This is a genomic window from Streptomyces sp. NPDC046915 (assembly GCF_040644935.1).
Lineage (GTDB): Bacteria > Actinomycetota > Actinomycetes > Streptomycetales > Streptomycetaceae > Streptomyces.
On the sequence record NZ_JBEYXB010000001.1, the window covers coordinates 334,820 to 351,551 of the forward strand.

Annotated in this window: 15 protein-coding genes; 3 read left to right on the forward strand and 12 right to left on the reverse strand. The window is 73.8% G+C overall.

The window, feature by feature from the left end; translation table 11 throughout:
- Window positions 1-4: 4 nt before the first annotated feature.
- Both ABZ915_RS01470 and ABZ915_RS01475 read right to left on the reverse strand, forming a co-directional pair.
- Window positions 5-802 carry an SDR family NAD(P)-dependent oxidoreductase gene (locus ABZ915_RS01470; RefSeq protein ID WP_361793908.1) on the reverse strand — a complete coding sequence of 266 codons (798 nt, stop codon included), beginning with the start codon at window positions 800-802 and terminating at the stop codon, window positions 5-7.
- Window positions 803-907: 105 nt separating this feature from the next.
- On the reverse strand, window positions 908-1,954 hold the full coding sequence (locus ABZ915_RS01475; RefSeq protein ID WP_361793911.1) for a class I SAM-dependent methyltransferase: 1,047 nt from the start codon (window positions 1,952-1,954) through the stop codon (window positions 908-910).
- 170 nt (window positions 1,955-2,124) lie between these two features.
- On the opposite strand from ABZ915_RS01475, the gene ABZ915_RS01480 reads away from it, so the two are divergent.
- The 3 genes from ABZ915_RS01480 (at window position 2,125) to ABZ915_RS01490 (ending at window position 6,573) form a co-directional block, all read left to right on the forward strand.
- Window positions 2,125-4,974 carry a BTAD domain-containing putative transcriptional regulator gene (locus ABZ915_RS01480; protein ID WP_361793914.1) on the forward strand — a complete coding sequence of 950 codons (2,850 nt, stop codon included), beginning with the start codon at window positions 2,125-2,127 and terminating at the stop codon, window positions 4,972-4,974.
- A 189-nt stretch (window positions 4,975-5,163) separates the two neighbouring features.
- A complete protein-coding gene (locus ABZ915_RS01485) occupies window positions 5,164-6,303 on the forward strand; it encodes an inorganic phosphate transporter (RefSeq protein WP_361793917.1) in 1,140 nt (379 codons plus the stop codon).
- 45 nt (window positions 6,304-6,348) lie between these two features.
- Window positions 6,349-6,573 carry a hypothetical protein gene (locus ABZ915_RS01490; protein ID WP_361793920.1) on the forward strand — a complete coding sequence of 75 codons (225 nt, stop codon included), beginning with the start codon at window positions 6,349-6,351 and terminating at the stop codon, window positions 6,571-6,573.
- A gap of 239 nt (window positions 6,574-6,812) precedes the next feature.
- Here ABZ915_RS01490 and ABZ915_RS01495 read toward each other — a convergent pair whose 3' ends face one another.
- From ABZ915_RS01495 to ABZ915_RS01540, 10 genes are all read right to left on the reverse strand, one after another.
- Window positions 6,813-7,802 (reverse strand): sugar kinase, encoded by a 990-nt coding sequence (locus ABZ915_RS01495; RefSeq protein WP_361793923.1) that lies wholly within the window; start codon window positions 7,800-7,802, stop codon window positions 6,813-6,815.
- Window positions 7,799-8,659 (reverse strand): SMP-30/gluconolactonase/LRE family protein, encoded by an 861-nt coding sequence (locus ABZ915_RS01500; protein ID WP_361793926.1) that lies wholly within the window; start codon window positions 8,657-8,659, stop codon window positions 7,799-7,801. The genes ABZ915_RS01495 and ABZ915_RS01500 overlap by 4 nt, the downstream gene beginning before the upstream one ends.
- A complete protein-coding gene (locus ABZ915_RS01505) occupies window positions 8,656-9,288 on the reverse strand; it encodes a bifunctional 4-hydroxy-2-oxoglutarate aldolase/2-dehydro-3-deoxy-phosphogluconate aldolase (protein ID WP_361793928.1) in 633 nt (210 codons plus the stop codon). The genes ABZ915_RS01500 and ABZ915_RS01505 overlap by 4 nt, the downstream gene beginning before the upstream one ends.
- Window positions 9,289-9,324: 36 nt before the next feature.
- The gene (locus ABZ915_RS01510) at window positions 9,325-10,137 is read right to left on the reverse strand and encodes a hypothetical protein (protein WP_361793931.1); all 813 of its coding nucleotides are present in this window, start codon (window positions 10,135-10,137) and stop codon (window positions 9,325-9,327) included.
- On the reverse strand, window positions 10,109-11,254 hold the full coding sequence (dgoD, locus tag ABZ915_RS01515; RefSeq protein ID WP_361793934.1) for a galactonate dehydratase: 1,146 nt from the start codon (window positions 11,252-11,254) through the stop codon (window positions 10,109-10,111). The genes ABZ915_RS01510 and dgoD overlap by 29 nt, the downstream gene beginning before the upstream one ends.
- The gene (locus ABZ915_RS01520) at window positions 11,251-11,988 is read right to left on the reverse strand and encodes a FadR/GntR family transcriptional regulator (protein ID WP_361793937.1); all 738 of its coding nucleotides are present in this window, start codon (window positions 11,986-11,988) and stop codon (window positions 11,251-11,253) included. The genes dgoD and ABZ915_RS01520 overlap by 4 nt, the downstream gene beginning before the upstream one ends.
- Window positions 11,989-12,058: 70 nt before the next feature.
- Window positions 12,059-12,832 carry a glucose 1-dehydrogenase gene (locus ABZ915_RS01525; protein WP_361793940.1) on the reverse strand — a complete coding sequence of 258 codons (774 nt, stop codon included), beginning with the start codon at window positions 12,830-12,832 and terminating at the stop codon, window positions 12,059-12,061.
- 55 nt (window positions 12,833-12,887) lie between these two features.
- Window positions 12,888-14,951 (reverse strand): alpha-galactosidase, encoded by a 2,064-nt coding sequence (locus tag ABZ915_RS01530; protein WP_361793943.1) that lies wholly within the window; start codon window positions 14,949-14,951, stop codon window positions 12,888-12,890.
- Window positions 14,948-15,796, reverse strand: a complete 849-nt coding sequence (locus ABZ915_RS01535) for a carbohydrate ABC transporter permease (RefSeq protein ID WP_361793946.1) — start codon at window positions 15,794-15,796, stop codon at window positions 14,948-14,950. Before ABZ915_RS01535 ends, ABZ915_RS01530 begins: the two co-directional genes overlap by 4 nt.
- The gene (locus ABZ915_RS01540) at window positions 15,796-16,731 is read right to left on the reverse strand and encodes a sugar ABC transporter permease (RefSeq protein ID WP_361793949.1); all 936 of its coding nucleotides are present in this window, start codon (window positions 16,729-16,731) and stop codon (window positions 15,796-15,798) included. The genes ABZ915_RS01535 and ABZ915_RS01540 overlap by 1 nt, the downstream gene beginning before the upstream one ends.
- Between the last annotated feature and the right edge of the window lies 1 nt (window position 16,732).

Consider the following 16,732-nt stretch of genomic DNA (forward strand, 5'->3'; position numbering starts at 1 on the left):
TCGCTCAGGATCGCGGCCTGGCCATGCGGGCGTGCCGCGCGGCCTTGAACGTCTCGGGCAGGAAGCGGTGTTCGAGGGCGGTGCGCCGGGTGGTGAGGTCGCCTCCGACGACCTGGGCCTGACCGTCCATCATCGCCAGGAAGCCCTGGCGGGCGACGTCCTTGCGGCTGTTCTTCTTCATACCGGGACCGAAGGCGGTGTTGTTCATGCCGGCGCGGGCGTGGAAGTCGCTGTCGGTGGCGCCGGGCATGAGCGTGGTGACGCTGACGCCGTGTTCCTTGAGTTCTTCACGCAGGCCGAGGGCGAACATGCGGGTGAAGGCACGCGACGGTCCGTACACGGTCTCGTAGGGCGTGGGCAGGGTGGCGGAGAGCGACGAGGTGATCAGGATGCGGCCGCGCCGGTTGGCCGCCATGTGCCGGGCGACGTGCTTGGCCAGGTGCACGACGGAGGTGACGTTCAGGTCGATCAGGCTCAGTTCGTCGTCGAGGTCGGTGTCGAGGAAGGCTCCGCCGATGCTCCGCCCGGCGTTCAGGACCGCCGCTTCGAGTGGCCGGCCGGTCTTCTCCACCGCGCGCCACACGGTTTCCACGCCGTCGGCCTCGGCGAGGTCGGCGCGCACGGCGGTGACGTCGGCGCCGTGCCGGGCGAGGCCGGCGGCTGCCTCGTCGATCTTCTCGCTGCGGCCCGTCGCCACCAGGTCGAAGCCGTTGATGGCGAACAGCAGCGCCAGTTCGTGGCCGATGCCGGAGGAGGCTCCGGTCACCAGCGCCAGCGGACGGTGAGGGGCGGTGCCACTCATGGGGTGCTCCGTTCCGTCGAAGAGGGAGAGGCGGGGCGAGGCCGCACGGGTCCGGCGGCCTCGCGGGCCGTGTCTCCCGTTCCCGGCCGACGCCCCCGACCCCGTTCACGGTCGTATCTCGTAGACCGCGTTGAACGCGGTCACCGCGGCCTGCCGGAACCGGGTGAAACCGGCTTCGGCGGCCAGTTCGCGCACCGCCGACTCGCCGGCTTGCGCACCCAGTGCGTAACCTCCCTGCTGCGAGAGGGAGTTGGGCACACAGAGGAACGTGGAGCCGCTGTAGTACAGCCGCCCCACCGGGTTGAGGTTCTCCTCGACCCGGTCGGCGGCGAACGGTTCCACCAGCAGCCAGGTGCCGTCCTCGGCCAGGGCCTCCCGTACCCGCCGGGCGGCCCCGAGCGGATCGCCCATGTCGTGCAGACAGTCGAACATGGTCACCAGGTCGTAGCCCGCCCCCGCGAAGGTCTGGGCGGTGGCCACCTCGAAGGTGACCCGGTCGGCGACCCCGGCCTCGTCGGCCCGCTCGCGGGCCAGCTCGATCGACTCACGGTGGTAGTCGGAACCGACGACCGTCGTGCGCGGGTACGCCTCGGCCAGCAGCACCGCCGACGAGCCGAGCCCACAGCCGACGTCGGCCACCCGGGCCCCGGCGCTGAGCCTGGCGCCGATCCCGTCCAGCGCGGGAATCCAGTTCGGGACCAGCTCGGCCTCGTAGCCGGGCCGGAAGAAGGCGTCGACTCCGACGAACACCTCCTCGTCGTGCTCGTGCCAGCCGAAGCCCTCTCCGGAGCGGAACGCCTCGGCGATACGGGGCTCGGCGCGCAGCATGCCCAGGGCGAAGCGGAACGCGGCCGCGACGTTGGGACCGTTCGGGTCGGCCAGGCAGAACGCCTGCTCCTCGGTCAGCGCGAACCGGCCGGTCTCCGGGTCGTAGCCGACGTATCCGCCCGCGGCCTGCCCGCGCAGCCACTCGGTGAGGTAGCGCGGATGGCAGCCGGTGCGCTCCGCGAACTCCTCGGGTGTCGCGGAGCCCTCGGCGAGCGCACGGTACAGGCCCAGCCGGTGGCCGAGCGCGACGGATCCGGCGGCCTCGGTCGCCGCGAGGTCGGTCACGAAGCGGTCCAGGAACTCGTTGATCTTCTGGTGGTCCATGTCCCGTTCTCCCTTCCTGTCGGACCGGCTGTGCGGTCACACCAGGAAGGCTCGGCGCGCGCACTGTCACGGCCCTCGCACGGGATATCGTCGTACTAACACGTCCATTTTTATCCGTTTTATACGAGATGTACTGATTTGTACGGACAGGCGGAACACCGGGAGGCGCCATGACGGACGGGCCGCAGCCGCCGTCGGTGCGGGTGGAGGTGCTCGGGCCGCTGCGTCTCCTCGTCGACGGTGCCCCGGTGGAGGTCCCCGGTCCGCGGCGGCGCGCGGTGCTCGCCCTGCTCGCGCTCGCCGAGGGGCGGTCGGTGTCGGTCGACCGGCTCGTGGACGCCCTGTGGCCGTCGGGGGTGCCCGCGTCGGGACGGCAGGCCCTGCACAACCATGTGTCCCGGCTGCGCGCGCACCTCGGTCGCGCGGCGGACAGGCTGGAGACACGGCACGACGGCTACCGGCTCGCCCTGCGATCCCGCGAGCTCGACCTGGCACAGGCGCGGACGATGCTCGCCAGGGCACGGGAGCAGGCGGGGCGGGACCCGGCCGGCGCGTGCGCACTGCTGCGGGAGGCGCACGGGCTGTGGCGCGGGCCGGTGCTCGCCGACCTCACCGATGTCGACCCCGTGGCCGCCGCGGTCGAGGAGTGCGGGCAGTTGGACCGCGAGGTGACCGACGCGCTGATCGCCGCCGCCGTCGCCGCGGGACAGGCCGAGGAGGTGGTGGGTCTCGCCGCCGCGCGGGCGGCCGCCGACCCGTTGCGGGAGCCCACGGTGCTCCTGCACATGCGGGTGCTGGCGGCGACCGGGCAGGCCCCGGAGGCGTTGCGCCTGGGGCGGGAGTACCGGCGCCGCATGGTCGACGAGACGGGTCTCGATCCGTCGCCCGCCCTGGACGACGTCGAGAGGGACCTCTGTCTCGTGGGCACCGCGCCCGTGCCCGTGCCCGCCCGGCCGGTCACCCGGCTGTTCGGCCGCGAGTCCCAGCTCGCGTCCCTGCACCGGCTGCTGGCGGCCGAGCGCCTGGTCACGCTCGTCGGGACCGGCGGCGTCGGCAAGACCCGCCTCGCCTGTGAGGTCGTTCGGCAGAGCAGCACGGTGACGGTCCTCCGGCTCGCACCGCTCACCGATCCCGCCGCCGTCCCGCACGCGCTGGCGGCGGCCCTGCACCTGAGGGTCGACCACGGAGACGTCCTCGCCGCCTGCGTGTCCGTGCTGGCCGAGCGCACCGGTCTGCTGGTGATCGACAACTGCGAGCACCTGCTCGACGCCGTCCGGGACACGGTGGACGTGATCCTCGCCCGCTGTCCCGGCACCACGGTGCTGGCCACCAGCCGCGAGCCGCTCGGGCTGGCCGCCGAACACGTCCGGCGGCTGCCGCCGCTCCCGCTGCCCCGCCCCGGCCGGGATCCCGCGGCGACGGCGTCCGTGGCGCTCTTCCTGGACCGGGCCCGCCGGGTCCGCCCCGGCCGGCCCCCGACCCGCGCGGAACTGGCCGCGGTCGCCGATGTCGTGCGGCGTGTCGACGGGATACCGCTGGCCATCGAACTGGCCGCCGGCCGGCTGTCCACGTTCTCCGTCGGCGATCTCCGACGGCGCCTGAACCGTTCGCTCGACCTGCTCGGTGGGGGCGGCACCAGCGCGGAGTCCCGGCACCGGGCCCTGCGCGCGACCGTCGACTGGTCGTACCGGCTCCTCACGGAGGACGAACAGCGGCTGTTCCGGCACCTGTCGGTCTTCGCCGACGGCGTGGACCTCGACACCGCGGAGCGGATCGCCACCGACCTGGAGCCGAAGGGTGACCCCGGGAGCGCGATGGCCCGGCTCGTCGACGCCTCCATGATCGATGCCACGTACGACGGGACCACCCGGTACCGCATGCTCGAGACGCTGCGGGCGTTCGGGCTGGACCGGCTCGCGGCCCTCGGCGAGGACGAGGCGGCGGCGGAGCGGATGGTGCGGTGGGCCGTCGAGCTGACCGGACGGTTCCGCGCCGCCATGGCATCGGAACGGGAGCCCGCGGCCGATGCGGAACTGCGCCGCGAGTTGCCGAACCTGCGGGCCGCATGGCGGCTGGTCCGCAGCCGGGGGCTCCTGGACTACGCGGTCGCGATGGTCGTCGGACTGTTCGATGCGATCGCCTACCGCGACCTCGTCGAGATCCGGGACTGGGCCGAGGAGCTCGCCGCCGACCCGGCACTCGCCGGCCACCCGGGCGCGGGCCTCGTCCTCGGGGCCGCGGGTGAGGCCGTCTACCACCGCGGGGACTTCGTCGGCGCGGAACGGTTCGCCCGTGCCGGGCTCCGCGCCGGGCCGGAGAGGAAAGCCGGAGGCGAGGCGCCCTGGCAGTGCCTGATGGTGCTCGCGGTGGCCGAGTTGGCACGTGCCGGCCACGACGCCGCAATCGAGCACGCCCTGGCCGCGGCCGATCTCGTCGGTCCGCACCGGGAGGGCCTGGGGATCGCCGCCCTCGCAACCGCCCACGCGGGTGCCCTTGACGCGGCGCGCCGGCTCAACGACCAGGGGTGGGCCGACGCCGTGTCGCCCTCGATGCGCGCCTGGGGTGCCTACGTCGCCGGGGAGATCGAGAACCTCTCGGGCCGCTGTGATGTCGCCGAACGGCACTACGTGGAGGCCGTCGACCTGGCCTGCGCCTCCGGCGCGACCTTCCTCGTCGGCGTCTCGACCGTCGGGCTGCTGTCCGTGCGTGCCGCGCAGGGCCGCGTCCACGAGGCCTTGGAGGGCTACCGCGACGTCATCGGCTACTTCGCCCGCACCGGCAACTGGACCCATCTGTGGACCACCTTGCGCAACCTCGCCGGCCTGTTGCGCCACCTCGGGGACGACGAGCCGGCCGCCCTGATCGACGCCGCGGCGGACCGGGCCCCGGACGCGCCGGCGGTGCCCGCCCCCGGGCACACCACGAGGCATCGACCGGTCCTCGGCCGGACCGCCGTGCTCGAGACGGCCCAGCAGGCCATCGAGCGGAACCTCACCAAGGGCCGGCTGAGCACTCGTTAGGTGCCGAGTTCACCGCCGAGCGGGAGCGCCGGGCAGCTTCCGCTCGGCGGTCCGGCCGACGCCGGGACCGGTGGGGCGGCTTCCCCGGTCGCGGGCCCCGGAGGGGCGGCATAGCGTTGATGGCAGGACGCGTCCCAGCGGGGGACGCCACGGCGGGCGCATGGCCGGCCTGCTTCGGGAGGGGTCCCAGTGGGTACCGTCTCGTTCCTCCTCATCGTGGTCGTGGTGACCGCCCTGGCCTTCGACTTCACCAACGGGTTCCACGACACGGCCAACTCGATGGCGACGTCGATCGCCACGGGGGCCCTGAGACCACGCGTGGCCGTCCTCGTCGCGGGGGTGCTGAATCTGGCGGGCGCGTTCCTGTCCACGGCCGTCGCCAAGACCATCTCCGGCGGCATCGTGGACGATGCCAAGGTGTCGCTGGTGATGGTCTTCGCCGGGCTCGTCGGCGCCCTGATGTGGAATCTGCTGACCTGGCTCGCCGGGCTGCCGTCGAGTTCGTCGCACGCGCTGTTCGGCGGGCTGATCGGTGCCGTGTGGGTCGGCGCCGGCGGATCCGCGGTGCAGTTCGGGGTGATCGTGGAGAAGATCGTGATCCCTGCCGTCCTCTCGCCGCTCGTCGCCTGCGTCGTGGCCGTGCTGGCGACCTACCTGGCGTACGTCATCACCCGGCGGTCGGGCCCCGACCGGGCGCGGCGCGGCTTTCGCAGGGGTCAGGTCGGTTCGGCATCGCTGGTGGCGCTCGCCCATGGCACCAACGACGCGCAGAAGACCATGGGCGTCATCACCCTGGCCCTGATCTCCGCCGGGGTGCTCGCCCACAACTCCGCGCCGCCCTGGTGGGTGGTGCTCTCCGCCGGGCTGGCCATCGCGCTCGGCACGTACGCGGGCGGCTGGCGGATCATCCGCACCATGGGCAAGGGGCTCACCGACATCGAGGCGCCGCAGGGCTTCGCGGCCGAGACCAGCGCGACGGCCGTGATCCTCGCCTCGTCCCACATGGGCTTCCCCCTGTCGACCACGCAGGTGTGCACCGGCAGCATCCTGGGCTCCGGTCTGGGCCGCAGGATGGCCGAGGTGCGGTGGGGCATCGCCGGGCGTATCGCGCTGGCCTGGCTGTTCACACTGCCCGCGGCTGCGGCCATGGGCGGCGCGGCGGCCTGGATCGCCGGTCGTGGCATTTTGGGCGTGGCCCTGGTGGCCGCCGCCGCGGCCGCCGCGGCGGCCGGGTTCTGGGCCCTGTCGCGCCGCCGCCCCGTGACCCCGGAAAACGTCAACGAACCGCACGCCCGACTGCCCGAGCAGGTGCAGCAGACAGCGGCGTGAGAGCCGGGCGGCCGTCGCGTCCTGCGGCGGGAGGAGGGCGGGACGATGAACATCCACTGGGGCCTCCTCGGCACCGTGTTCGGTGTCAGCCTCGGAATCACGCTGCTCACGGTCGTGCTGTTCTCCCTCGGCGTCGCCGCCTGGCCCCGTGGCGACGCCGGAGAACGAGCCCTCGGCGGCCGGCCGGCCGCCGCCGTGGCAGCGGTGCTGTGCTTCGCCGCGTGCCTGGCGGTCGCCGCGTACGGGCTCGCCCTGATCGTCGGCCATTGACGAGCCGAGGCGCGGCGGTCGAACAGTCACGGGAACAAAAGACGTTGGGTCCGGAGCCCGAACGCCCCGTCTTCGACGAAGGCCGGGATGGCGATCGTCGCGGAACCGACGGCGGACGCACGCGTACCGCCGGGGCGGCGTCACACGCCGCCCCGGCCGGGCCCGGGCGCGCCTGGCGGCCACCGCGCGACCGGACGGACCCACGGCCGCGATGAGCGGCCGCCGAGCAACCACCGGCTTCACCCCGCGTCCGGCCCGAGTCGCGTCCAGTCCTCGTCGCTCAGGCCCAGGCGCCGCTCGACCGTGTCCGGGCCGGGCAGCGGCCCGTGGTCCGCGGTCGTCCTGAGCGCGGCCGACGCCGTGATGTGGCCGAGCCGCAGGGCATGCCGCAGGTCCCCGCCGTTCAGCAAGCCGGCGAGGAAACCGGCGGCGAAGGCGTCACCCGCGCCGACGGGTTCCACGACGTGCGTGCGCAAGGCCGGTACGGTGCACACGCCCTCGTCACCGAAGGCCGTGGCGGACCGGGCGCCGTCCTTGACGACGAGGATGCGCGGATGCCCCAGCAGCCGTCTCACGTCGGCCGCTTCGAGGTGCACGCCCCACAGGGCCTGTGCCTCGTCGAGGCCGACGAAGGCGATGTCGGCGCGGTCGGCGAGGTCGCGCAGCACAGTAGCGGCCGTGCCGTCGGGCCAGAGCGCGGAGCGGTGGTTGACGTCGAAGCTGACGGCGTACGGGCGGGCGCCCGCCGGGGTGCCGAGGATGCGGTCCGCCAGGTTCCGGCAGGAGGGGGACAGCGCCGGGGTCACCCCGGTGAGGTGCACGAGGGAGGCCGTCCGCAGCCGCTCGTCGTCGAGGGTGTCGGGGCCGAGGGCGGAGGCCGCCGAGCCGGTCCGGTAGTAGTGGACGCGGGTCCGGGTGGGGCCGGGGTCCTTCACGAGCAGGCCGGTCGGCCGGTCCGGGTCGGTGCGTACGCCGGTGACGTCGACGCCCGCGGCGGCGACCGCGGCGCGCACCCGCCGGCCGAACGCGTCGTCGCCGAGGGCCGACAGCCAGGAGACCGGACGGCCCAGGCCCGCCAGGTACATGGCCACGTTCGACTCCGCCCCGGCCACCGACACGCGCAGGTCCTCGGCGCTGTCGAGCGGACGGGGCGGCGTGGGGGCCAGGGCGGCCATCGTCTCGCCGACACACACCACAGGGCCGTCCGCCGGACGCCACATGCCCGTCATACGGCCTCCCCCGCCAGACGGTAGGCGGCCATGGGCGGGCCCGGAACGTCGACCCGCGCGGTGAACAGGGCGCCGTCCTCGGGACCGGGGTCGGTGAGGCCCACGCGGGCCGAGGTGATGTGCAGGACGTCCCCCTGGAGGCACACTCCGGCAGGCTGGCGCGCGGGCAACCGCAGGGTGTGCTCCAGCCTGCCGTCCGGCAGGTAGCGGCGTACGGTGCCGGTGCCCCACACCGCGATCCACACGCCGCCCTCCATGTCGACGGTCATGCCGTCCGGGCTGCCGTCGGGCACGGTGACGAACGTGTGTGCCGCGCCGAGTTCGCCCGTGGCCAGGTCGACCTCGTGGCGGCGGACGACTCCCCGGGCGCTGTCGGCGAGGTACAGGGTGCCGCCGTCGGGCGTGAAGGCGGGCCCGTTCGGCACGGTGATGCCGTCGAGCACCCGGGTCACCGTGCCGTCGTGATCGACCCGGTAGAGGGAGCCGGCGCCCTCCTCCGCGCTGTAGGCCATGCTGCCCGCCCAGAACCGGCCGGCGGGGTCGGCGCTCGCGTCGTTCATGCGCATGGGCAGGGGGGCGTCTGCCTCGGGCCGGTCCAGCCACGTGGTGGATCCCTCGGGGGCGAGCAGGCAGATCCCGGTTTCCGCGGCGGCTATCCAACTGCCGGGGCGACCGGCCACGGGGGCCACCGCGCCCAGCGGGAAGGGCAGCGTGGCCAGTTGCCGCAGGGGTGCGGTGGGCTCGTCCGGGGCGGCGAGCAGCCGGCCGGCGAGGATGTCGACGAGCACGATGCCGTCGCCGGTCCAGCGGATGCCCTCGCCGAGTTCCAGCCGGTCGGGGCGGAGGGTCTCGGTCACGGCGTGAACTCCTCGACGACGGCGCGGAAGGCGCGGGCGCGGGCGCGCAGACCGGTGATGCTTCCACCGTCGGCGGCGTCGCCGACGAGGGGGGAGCCGACGCCGACCGCGGTCGCCCCGGCGGCCAGGTAGGCGCCGGCCGCGGCCTCGTCGACCCCGCCCACGGGCACGAACGGCTCGTGCGGGAAGGGTCCGCGCAGGGCCTCGAGGTAGGCGGGGCCGCCGGCCTGGGCGGCCGGGAAGATCTTCAGCGCGGTGGCGCCGAGGCCGCGTGCGGTCACGATGTCGGTCGGGGTCATCACTCCCGCCAGGACCGGCAGACCCGCCGCGACCGCCGCGCCAGCGCCCTCGCCCAGCGCGGGGGTGACGACGAAGTCCGCGCCGGCCTCGCGGGCGGCCCGGGTGTCGTCGGCGGTCAGCACGGTGCCGGCGCCGAGGGGGCGGTCGGGGCCGAGGGTCTGCCGGGCCCGCTCGACGACGGTCAGGGCGCCCTCGCCGGTCAGTGACACCTCGATGAGTTCGATGCCCTCGTCGGCCAGGGTCAGTACGGTGCGCAGCGCGGCGTCGGGGTCGTTCCCGCGCACGATGGCGACGAGGCGGTGGGCGGTCAGGGCCGCACGAAGGTCCATGAAGCGGGAGTCCAATCCACTGTGTTTCGGCGGAGGTCAGGGGCAGGCGCAGCCGTCGGTCAGGGTCAGCCGCCAGCGGACCTCGCCGGAGGCGGGAACGACGGCCGCGTGCCCGGGGCCGGCCTCGGCCAGGTCGAAGACGCGGCCGAGCATCGGCTCCACACCGGTGCTGCGGTAGGGATGGTGGGCGGGGAAGCCGCCGAGGTTGCGCCACAGGGCGATCGACAGCGGCTGCCCGTCGGCCTCCACGGTCAGGGCCAGCCGGTCCTCGTCGTCGTGCACGCAAGCGCCGGCGGTGTCGACGACCGCTCCGACCGCGGTGCCGTCGTCCGGCCCCAGGCGGTCCAGCCGGACTCCGCGGGGTGCGGGCCAGCTGCCCTCCACGCACGGCTCCGGGTCGGGGTAGAGGCGGGTGTGCGCTCCTTCGCGCAGGTGCAGTGCCGCCCGCTCGGAGAGGGCGAGGAGGGCGTGGGCCGCCCAGAGAAAGCGGTGGCCGGGGTCGGCCGTGAAGACGTAGTCGGTCTCGGCGCCGTCGACGGTGGCGCGGATGGTCCGGGTCAGCGCGAACCGCTCGCAGCGCACGCTCTGCGTGCCGTTCCCGTGGTCCGTCCAGGACCGGGACCAGGCGTCGCCGTGGTCGGGTGTGCCGCGGACGGTCGGCACGCACTCCTCCAGTCCGCCGGCGTCGACGAAGGCGTCTCCCGGTGCCACGCCCGCGCGCAGGGGATCCTCGCGTCGCCACAGCCACTCCCGCGAGCCAGCCCGCAGCGAGGTCCAACGGCCGCCGTGCGCCGGGTCGGTGAGGATGTCGAGCGGCACGTCACCACTCCGCGAACGAGCCGTCGGCATGCCGCCACACCGGGTTGCGCCAGGCGTGACCGGTGCGGTCGGCGGCGCGTACGGCGGCCTCGTCGACCGTGATGCCCAGGCCGGGGGCGTCGCCGCGGGGCGCGTGTCCGGCCACGAAGTGGAACGGCTCGGGGTCGACCAGGTAGGAGAGGAGGTCGGCGTCCTTGTTGTAGTGGATGCCCCGGCTCTGTTCCTGGATCAGGAAGTTGGGGGTGGCGAAGGCGACCTGGAGGCTGGCCGCCAGGGCGATCGGGCCGAGCGGGCAGTGCGGGGCGAGCTGGGCGCCGTAGGTCTCGGCGAGCGAGGCGATGCGGTGGACCTCGGAGATGCCGCCCGCGTGCGAGAGGTCGGGCTGGGCGACGGCGACGCCGGCGGCGAGGACGGGGAGGAACTCGGCGCGGCCGTAGAGGCGTTCGCCGGTCGCGAGGGGGACGGGGGTGGAGGTGACGAGGCCGGGCAGCAGATGGCTCTGCTCCGGGACGACCGGTTCCTCCACGAACAGCGGGTGCAGCTCGGCCAGTTCGGTCAGCACCCGGCGTGAGGTGGCGGCGGTGAAGCGGCCGTGGAAGTCGACGGCGACGTCGCGGTCCGGTCCGAGGGCCTCGCGGGCGGCGGCGACGCGGGCGACGACGGCCGCGGTCTCGGCGGCCGTGGCGACCGGCGGGGTGGCTCCGGCCGCGTTCATCTTGACCGCGGTGAAGCCGGCCTCCACCTGGGCGGCGATCTGCTCGGTGAGTTCGGCGGGTTCGTCGCCGCCGACCCAGGCGTAGACCCGGACCCGGTCCCGTACGGGGCCGCCCAGCAGGGCGTGCACGGGGGCGCCGTAGGTCTTGCCCGCGATGTCCCACAGGGCCTGGTCGAGGCCGGCGACGGCGCTGGACAGGACCGGGCCGCCCCGGTAGAAGCCGCCCTTGCTGAGCACCTGCCAGTGGTCCTGGATACGCAGCGGGTCCTGCCCGAGGAGGTACTCGGCGAGGACGTCGACCGCGGCCCGGACGACTTCGGCGCGGCCCTCGACGACGGGTTCGCCCCAGCCGACGACGCCGTCATCGGTCTCGACGCGGCAGAACAGCCAGCGCGGCGGGACGAGGAAGGTTTCGATGCGGGTGATCTTCACTGGGTGCGGGAGCCTTCCGTGTCGTCGGGGCCGCCGATTCGGTCGAGGTCGCGTCCGGCCTGGTCGAGCAGGGCCCGCATGGCGGCCTCGGCGGCTCGGGGGTCGTGGGCGCGGACGGCGTCCAGGACGGCGCGGTGGGCCGGGACGGGGTCCTCGCTGTGCGGGGAGCTGTGCACGATGCGGTCGCGGTGGGCGAGGCCGGATTCGATGACCATCTCCATGCGTTCGAGGAGTTCGTTGTGGGTGGCGGCGAGCAGGGCGCGGTGGAAGGCGAGGTCGGCCTCGACGGCGTGCGCCGCGCCCGTGCCCTCCTCCCCCATCGCCTCCAGGGCGCCGTCCAGGGCGGCGAGGTCGGCGTCGGTGCGCCGCTCGGCGGCGAGGCGGACGGCGGCCGGTTCGATGATGGCGCGGACCTCGGCGAGGTTGTGCAGCAGCGCCCGGTCGGTCTCCGTGGTGCTGCCGCCTTCGAACTGCCAGCGCAGCACGTCGGCGTCGAGCAGGTTCCAGTCGGCGCGGGAGCGCACGAAGGTGCCGCGTTTCTGGCGGGCGTCGACCATGCCCTTCGCGGCGAGCACCTTCAGGGACTCGCGCAGGGCGGTGAGGCTCACGTCCAGCTCGCTCTGCAGCGCCACCAGGTCGAGCGTGGCCCCCTCGGGGATGTCGCCGCCGAGGATGCGGCGGGCGAGGGCCTCCACGGTCTGGCCGTGTACGCCGCGGCGGGCGTAGGGCGTCATGTCGTACAGCCTTTCTGCTTCGGCCGGTTCGCTGTCGGCACTGTCTGCGCGGTCGGCACTGTCGGCGTGGTCATGCGGAGGCCTTCACGACGCTCCAGCCGCCGTCCACGACGAGGCTGGTTCCGGTGATGTAGGAGGCCTCTTCGGCGGCGAGGAACGCGATGGCCGCGGCCACCTCCTCGGGGGTGCCGAAGCGGCGGGCCGCCGTCTCGGCGACGCTGCGCTCCCGGTCCTCCTCGGACACCCTGTCCCAGGCCGCGGTCAGGATCGGGCCCGGCACGACGGCGTTGACGCGCACCTCGGGCCCGTACTCGACGGCGAGCTGGCCGCACAGGGAGAGCAGGGCGCCCTTGGCCGCGGCGTAGGCGGGGTGGCCGGGGATGCCCCTGTGGGCGTGCACGGACGAGGTGAGCACCACTGCTCCGCGGCGCTCGCGCAGGTCGGGCAGGACCGCCCGGAAGCCGAGGAAGCTGCCGGTGAGGTTGACGTCGAGCTGCCGCTGCCAGGAGGGGAGGGTCATCCGGTGGGCGGGCGTGACGTCGACGGTGTAGGCGTTGCTGACCAGGACGTCCACCGGCCCGTAGGTGTGCGCGGCGGCGACGAGCCGGGCCCAGTCGTCCTCGGCGGCGACGTCGGCGGCCACGAAGCAGCCGCGGCCGCCGTCCTTGGTGATCCGCTCGGCCACGGCCGCGCCGCGTTCCTCGTCGATGTCGGCGAGCACGACGGCGGCTCCCTCCTCGGCGAGGCGTGCGGCCGTGGCGGCTCCGATACCGGAGGCCGCTCCGGTGACCAGGGCCGTGCGGCCGGTGAACCGGGCGCCGTGCCGTCGTGCTGGCTGCTCCATCGTGGGGTTCGACTCCTTCGCGTGCGGGGCGGGCCCTTCAGGAAACATATGCGCCTCACCTACGTGTCAGCACGACCAGGTCGGCGTCGTGCTCGGCGCTCCATGAGAACGGCAGTCCGTAGTGCAGCAGGTGGGCTCCTCCGTACGTCGTCCCGGTCCGCTCGTCGCGGTAGTGCGCCGCCGGGTCCAGGCCCCGCAGGCGGAGCCGGTCGGGGCGTCCGGGCACGAGCGGGGCGCCGTCGAGGCGGCCGGTGCTCAGCGCGGCCACGACCGTGCGGTCGCCGCGCTCGTACTGCACGCCGCAGGTGGTGTCCCCGGGGGTGCCGAGGAGCCGGGCCTCGCCGTGGTGCACGATGTCGCGCACCTCCTTGTAGCGGGCGATCCACCCGGCGGCCTCGGCCCGCTGCTCCGGGTTCCAGGCGCGCAGGTCGGCGCCGATGCCGAGGACCCCGCACATGGCGTTGACGAAGCGGAAGGCGAGGCTGCGCGGGCGCGGGTCGAAGACGCCGGGTGCGTCGGTGACCCAGGAGCTCATGGTGTGCGGGGCGTGGGCGTGCAGGAATCCGTACTGGACGGACAGCCGGTCCAGCGGGGCGGTGTTGTCGCTGGGCCAGACGACGTCGGTCCGAGCGAGGGTGGCGTGCTCGATGCGTCCGCCGCCGCCCGCGCAGCCCTCGACGGTGACGCCGGGGTGTGCGGTGCGCAGGTGGTCGAGGACGCGGAGGTAGCCGGCGACGTGCTCGGCGTCCAGGTCGGCGGGGCCGGCACCGGGGCGGCCGCGCTCGGTGGGCGGCCGGTTCATGTCCCACTTCAGGTAGCTGATGGCGTACGTTCCCAGGAGCCGGTCCAGGGTGGCGATCACGAAGTCCTGGACGTCCCCGCGGCCGAGGTCGAGCAGGAGCTGGTTGCGGATCAGCCGGGCGGGGCGGCCGTCGAGGCGGTAGACCCACTCGGGGTGCTCGGCGTACAGCCGGCTGGTGGGGCTGACGGCCTCGGGCTCCACCCAGAGGCCGAAGTCGAGGCCGAGGGCGCGGACCTCCTCGACGAACCGGTCGAAGCCCTGGGGGAAGGCCGCCGGGTCCGGGTGCCAGTCGCCCAGTCCGCCGGTGTCGTCGGCACGGCCGGTGAACCAGCCGTCGTCCACGACGAACAGCTCGGCCCCGAGGTCGGCGGCGGCCTTGGCCAGCTCCAGCTGCCCGGCCGCGTCGACGTCGAAGCCGGTCGCCTCCCAGGAGTTGTAGAGCACCTTGCGCGGGCGGTGCAGCCGCTCCCCGGCGAGCCGGCGTTCGTAGCGGTGCCAGACCCGGGAGAGCCCGTCGAGGCCGTCCGGGCTGAACGCGCAGGCGAGCCGCGGCGTGGTGAGGGTGTCGCCGGGTGCCAGGCGTACGAAGCCCTCGTGCGGGACCCGTCCGGCGCGGACGCGCAGGGCGCCGCCGGGCTCGGCCTCGGCGGTGATGTGCCAGTTGCCCGGCCAGGCGAGGGCGATGCCGTAGGCGGCCGGTGCGTCGCCGTCCTGCACGGCGAGCCAGGGCGCGTACGCGTGTCCGGGCACGGCCTGGACGCTGCCCATGGTGAACGTGCCCCGGGACAGGTCGAGTCGCGTCTTCTGGAACTCCTGCGACCACTGGCCGGTGAGGTAGGTCAGCCGGGCGACGTCCGTGACGGGGATGTTCACGGCGGCCGAGTCGAGCCGCTCCAGGCGGAGTTCGGTGTCGGCGGTGAACTCGGTCCAGCGCAGGATCACGTCGGTGTCCGACACGGTCTCGTAGCACAGCACGGTCCGCAGGCTCGACCGGGCGTCGTGGAAGGCGAGGCGCAGTGAGCCCTCGCCCTCCTCCGCCCCGGCGAACTCCCACCACACTCCGCGTTCGCCGTCCGGCCTGGTGGCCACCAGGTCGCTGCCGTTGAACGGCCGCAGTCCGAAGGGCAGATACTCGGCGGGGGCGGCGTCGGCGGGCGTGACGAAGTGGGTGCGCCGCGACCAGTCGAGGGCGGAGGGTCCGGTCTCGACGCCGAGCGGGCCCCAGGCGTCGAGTTCGGCCCAGGGCCCGTCCGGGGACAGGCGAACGGTGTAGCTGATGTGCCGGGTGCGCAGGGTCCAGCGCGGGCGGGTGGTCACTTCACCGCTCCCAGGTTGAGTCCGGCGACGAAGTGCCGCTGGAAGCGGAGGAAGACGGCGACCGTGGGGGCGGCGGCGATGACCGATCCGGCGGCGACCACGTTCCACATCGACACGTACTGCCCCTGAAGTCCGATGAGGGCGGCCGTGACCGGCATCTTGCTGTCGCTGCGCAGGACGGTGATCGCCCAGAGCAGGTCGTTGAAGATCCAGGTGAAGGACAGGGAGCTGAGCGCGGCCAGGGCGGGGCGGGTCAGCGGGAGGATGATCCGCCAGAAGATCTGCCACGGTCCGGCGCCGTCGACGACCGCCGCCTGCTGGATCTCCGCCGGGATCGCCCGCATGAAGCCGTGCAGGACGAAGACGTAGAAGCCGACGCCGAAGCCGATCTGCACGCCGATGAGGGCGGGCAGGGTGTCGTAGACGTCCATCATCTCGCTGAGCTTGGACACCGGGATGAGCAGGATCTGCGGCGGGAGCAGGTTGCCGCCGAGCATGAGGAGCAACAGGAAGCGGCGGAAGGGGAGTTCGTAGCGGCTGAGGGCGAACGCGGCCGTCGCCGCGAGAGCCAGTGTCACCAGGACGCAGGGCACCGAGACGATCAGGCTGTTGATCAGGGCGCGCTGCTGGCCGCCGTCGTTCCAGGCCACGCCGAAGTTGCCGAGGGTGAAGGAGTGCGGCCGACTGCCCAGGCCGTGCGCGGCGATGTCGTCGAAGGAGCGCAGGCTGGTCACCAGGACCAGCGCGATGGGCAGCAGCCACAGGGCGGCCAGCGCACCGGCGCCCAGGTGGAATCCGGCGGTCGTGGCCCGTTTGCGGCGCAGGGCCGTGGAGTTGACGGACATCAGTCGGCCTCCCGGAACGCGCGGACGAGGTAGGAGGCGATGACGCCGAAGGCCAGGAGGAAGATGACGACGGCCAGCGCGGAGCCGTAGCCGAGTTGCAGGGACTGGAAGGCGGTCGAGTACATGTAGGTGCTCAGCAGCTCGGACGAGTGGTAGGGGCCGCCGCGGGTCAGCGACCAGACGACGTCGAAGGAGCGCAGGGAGTCGATGATGATCACCGACAGGACGACCGCGTTGACGCTGCGGAGCTGGGGCAGCGTCACGTGGCGGAAGCGCTGCCAGGCGCTCGCGCCGTCGACCTTCGCCGCCTCGTACAGGACCGGGTCGATGCCTTTGAGGCCGGCCAGGTAGAGGACCATGACGTAGCCGATCTGCCGCCACAGCGCGGGCACGATCACCGCGTACAGGGCGGTGTCCTGGTCGGCGAGCCAGGCGTGCTGGAGGCTGTCGAGGCCGACGGACTCCAGGATGCGGTTGAGCACTCCGTCGGGCTGGTAGATCGCCTGCCAGACGAGGCCGGTGGCGACCATCGAGAAGACGACCGGCAGGAACAGGGCGGCACGGTAGAAGCCGACCCCCTTGCGCTCCTGCTGGAGCAGCAGCGCGGTGGCGAGGCCGAGGACGGCGGACAGCCCGCCGAACAGGACGAGCCAGAGGACCGTGTCGACGACGGCGGTGCGGAAGATGTCGTCGTGGATCATCTCCCGGAAGTTGCCGAGGCCGATGAACTTCGGCGGCGAGACGCCGTCCCAGCTGGTCAGCGCGAGGTAGAAGCCCTGTAGCGCGGGCCAGAACACCCACAGGGCCTCGGCGAGCAGCGGGACCAGGACGAAGGCGAGCACCAGCGGAGGCGTGCGCCGGGGGCCCCGGCCCCGGCCGCCACGGGACGGCGTCGGGACCGGGAGCTCGCGGTGGGGGGCGGTCAGGACGGCCATC